At 67.7% G+C, this 3,760-nt stretch carries 3 protein-coding genes and 1 pseudogene; 2 read left to right on the forward strand and 2 right to left on the reverse strand.

Annotated elements, in window-relative coordinates:
* The first annotated feature begins 238 nt into the window (after positions 1-238).
* The gene (locus ACVOMF_RS20610) at positions 239-682 is read left to right on the forward strand and encodes a hypothetical protein (protein ID WP_047290313.1); all 444 of its coding nucleotides are present in this window, start codon (positions 239-241) and stop codon (positions 680-682) included.
* Between the two features lie 30 nt (positions 683-712).
* Here the strand turns inward: ACVOMF_RS20610 and ACVOMF_RS20615 are convergent, their stop codons facing one another.
* Positions 713-2,458: an alpha/beta hydrolase gene (locus ACVOMF_RS20615; RefSeq protein ID WP_481510932.1), complete on the reverse strand. Its 1,746-nt coding sequence runs from the start codon at positions 2,456-2,458 to the stop codon at positions 713-715.
* Positions 2,459-2,700: 242 nt separating this feature from the next.
* Positions 2,701-3,264: pseudogene (locus ACVOMF_RS20620) on the reverse strand (transposase); the annotation flags it as partial.
* 70 nt (positions 3,265-3,334) lie between these two features.
* Between ACVOMF_RS20620 and ACVOMF_RS20625 the strand changes: the two are divergent.
* On the forward strand, positions 3,335-3,760 hold a 426-nt coding region (locus ACVOMF_RS20625), incomplete at its 3' end, for a transposase zinc-binding domain-containing protein (RefSeq protein WP_481510933.1).

The raw sequence follows: 3,760 nt of genomic DNA on the forward strand, positions 1-3,760 counted from the left end.
CCCACGCATGAACCCCCGATCTGTGCCCGATCTGTGCCCAAAGCGGCGCTTGCGCGGCCGCTTCCTACCCGCCAGACTCGCAAAAAAGGGCGGTTGAACTTCCTATACCCGCTTCCGCATCGCCGGCCGGCTGAACTACGCCGACACCGACGACCATCGCGACCGCCTGGCGAACGCGCGCTTCATCGAAGGCAACGCCGGCTTCGCCTGGCGGCCGTGGGATAGCGCGCGCTGGGAAATGTTCGGCCGCTACACCTACCTGTACGACCTCTCCAGCCTGGGCCAGCGCGAGCAGGACTACGACCAGAAAACCCAGGTGCTGTCGGTGGAAGGCGTCTACCGCCACGACCAGCATTGGGAAGTGGCCGGCAAGCTCGCCCGGCGCGAGGGCGAGGTGCGCTACGGACGCGGCAGCGGGCCGTGGTTCGACTCGGCCACCGACTTCGCCGCGCTACAGCTGCGCTACGAGGTGGTCTACGCCTGGCACGCGCTGGCCGAATACCGCTGGCTGGACGTGCAGGCCGGCGGCACGCGGCAGGGCTGGCTGGTCGGACTGGACCGCGACATCGGCAAGAACTTCCGCATCGGCGCCGGCTACAACTTCACCGAGTTCAGCGACGACCTGACCGACTTCGACTACGACCACGAGGGCTGGTTCCTCAACATGGTCGGGATGTACTGAGGGTGCCGGTCCACGCAAGACCGTCGACGTTCAGCCGTCCACGGTCTCCTCGCCGCCATCCTTGGACAGCTCTTCGGCCCGGCGCTCATCCAGGTGGCGCTGCAGGCGGGCCACGTCTTCGGGCGACCAGTCGTCGATGCCGGTGACTTCCAGCCAGGCGTTGATGTAGTGCGATGGCGCGTAGACGTGGCCGAAACCCATTGGTGCGCTCATCGACAGCGAAGTATCCATTGCCATCTGCATCATCGTCACGACCGGATACCAGCGCATCGCCGGGGATACGTCCGGCGGGCGCGGGGCATCGAGCAGTTCCGGTTCGCGGAACAAGCCGTGACGGTCGAAGAACGTCACCGCGTCGCTGCCGTACTGCAGGTAGACCACGCGCATCGGGCCCCACGGCGTGCCGGGCGGGGTGGAGCTGCCGTCCTGGTTCATGAAGCGGACGAACGAGCCGTCCTGGAACTGCGGCAGCCACACCGGCGAACCGGGATTGCGCGAGCGGGTCAGCCCGGCCCACTTGCTGGCGGCGAACGGAGGTCCGCTCCAGACCGCGCCATCGAATGGTTCGCCGAGCAGCTCGAACATCTCGAACGAGCGTTCCGAATTGAGCGCGCCCAGGCTCAGGCCGTGCAGGTACAGCTTCGGCCGCCGCTCGGGCGGCAGCGTGCGCCAGTAGCCGTAGACCTCGCGGAACAGTGCGCGCGCGGTGACCCCGCCTGTGTCCGGATCCAGGAACAGCGTCAGCGGACTGGACAGGTACGAGTACTGCACCGCGACGCTGGCCACATCGCCGCGGTAGAGATATTCGATGCCGTCGATGCCGGACGGGTCGACCCAACCGGTGCCGGTCGGAGTGATGATGATCAGCGCCTTGCGCTCGAAGCCGCCGACGCGCTTGAGTTCTTCCAGCGCCAGCTGGGCGCGCTCTTCGGGCGTGTCGCCGGTGGGCAGGCCCGCGTACACGCGCAGCGGCGCCTTGGCGCCGGGACCGGCGTAGGCGGTGAGTTCGTCGGCGGTGGGGCGGGCATCGACGTAGCGCCGGCCCATGCGCCCGAGCTGGTTCCAGGCCACTAGCGACTGCGCGCTGCCGGGGCTGTCCCATTCGGTCGGCGGCGGCATGTCGGGCGGGATCAGTGCATCGGCCTGGCGATAGGAGGCGTCCAGGGTGTCCAGCAACGAGGACAGGATCACGCCGTTGACCAGGCCCACCAGCAGCAGCACGCCGGCGATCGCACCGACCACGTGCGCGATCCGTCGCGGCACCTTGTGGGTGACCAGGCGCATCACCGCCTTGATGATCATCAGCGCGATGCGGCCCAGCACGACCAGCAGCAGCGCCACGACCGCCGCACCCGCGAGTACGCCCAGGATGCGCGATGGACCGGCGGGAGCCAGGTGCATCAGTTCGCGGACGATGTTTTCCCAATGCTGGCTGCGCCAAAGCGCGAGCGCGGCGATGACCGCGCAGGCGACGACCGCGATACGGCGGCGACGCGGCTGTCCCGCCGGCCCGGGGAGCGGCAGCTCCAGGTATCCCCACAGCCAGCGCAGCAGCACGCCCAGGCCGTAGCCGGCGGCCAGGCACATGCCCGACAGCACCGCCTGCGCGACCGTGATCCGTGGCGTGAGGCTGGGCGTGAGCGAGGCGGCGAAGAACAACGTCCCCAGCACGAGCCCGGTATTGCCAAGGCGCGCCAGCAGCGAACGCCGGAGCCGGGTGAACCAGCCATCGGATGTAGTACCGGAAGCGAGTGCAGCGTCGTCGTCCTGTCGCATCAAGTATCCCCTGCGAGTGGTCCCCTTGGGCCAATGTACCGGACACGGATAGGCGTTTTAACCGCATGAGGCCAAGTATCGCACCGCGGAAGCGCCATCAAGCCGGCTGAGACACTCGATTTTCCCGCCCAGGTGTCAGGTTCACCACCAGGGTTTGGCGTTCAGGAGAGTGATTTGCGGCGCTCGGCGTGTACCGGGCGCAGAGCCAGTTCGCGGCAAGTCAAAATCGCCGCTTTGTTCATTCACCAACTGATGCGCTGATCGACCTCAAAGTCCGGTGCCGGTTGCGCCGCTAGGTCCCAGTCTGCTGGCTCGGTTTGCGCCCCGTCATCCATCTGCGCATCACTACAGTCATCCCACAGCGGTGGCCCGCGCGCCGGGGAGATGCGGGGTGGCTCTGAATCTGCCCCGATGTGGTCCAGGATGTGCCGGATGTCAGCGCTGTGCGTAATGAACGCGATGATGCGCATATGCCCGCCACACAGCGGACACAAGAGGGGGAACACCTCGTAGATGCGGGCGATCAGCACCGCCCACAGGTAGTGCGCTGCACGCTTGGGCAGCACCGGCTCGCTCTGGGATGGCAGCGCGCTGCTCATCGGTACCACACCAGGCGCGCACTCCCCCGTGCTGATCGACGCGCCCAGCACGGGAGCGGCTTGCGCCGGTGTCGCCAGCGCCGTCACCGCAGCCCTGAGCGGCGAGTTGGGTGCCAACACGCCAAAATAGCGGTGCCGGTGGGTGCGTGGCGGGGGAACCAGCGCGGCAATGCGGTCGATCAGCTCCAGCGGTGTGAGGTGCAGCTCATAAAGGCCGATATGAACCGGCCGGGGCGGGCGCAAGCCTGAGCAGCCATTCCCTGCACCGGAGTGTTTCGTGCCGCGCCTCGCCGCGACCGTGTCGCAGCTGCAGGATGCCGTGGCGCACGCAACGTCGCCGGCAGCGCATCTGCCCACGGCTCGCTATGCGCCTCACCGTCCCGAGCGCACGCTGCTGTATTCGCTGGTGCAGGCGCATTGGCCGGACTTTCTCGCGCGCCGTGAGGTAGAAGACCGCCCGCTGCCCGAGTATGTGCGCGAGGAGTTCGAGACCTACCTGCGCTGCGGCGTGCTCGAGCACGGCTTCCTGCGCGTGGTCTGCGAGCACTGTCGTGCCGAGAGGCTGGTGGCGTATTCCTGCAAGAAGCGCGGCTTCTGCCCGAGTTGCGGCGCGCGACGCATGGCCGAGTCGGCGCGGCACCTGGTCGAGGAGGTGTTCGGCCCGCGGCCTGTGCGGCAATGGGTGCTGAGCTTTCCGTACCCC

It is taken from the genome of Stenotrophomonas sp. STEN022 (assembly GCF_056760155.1).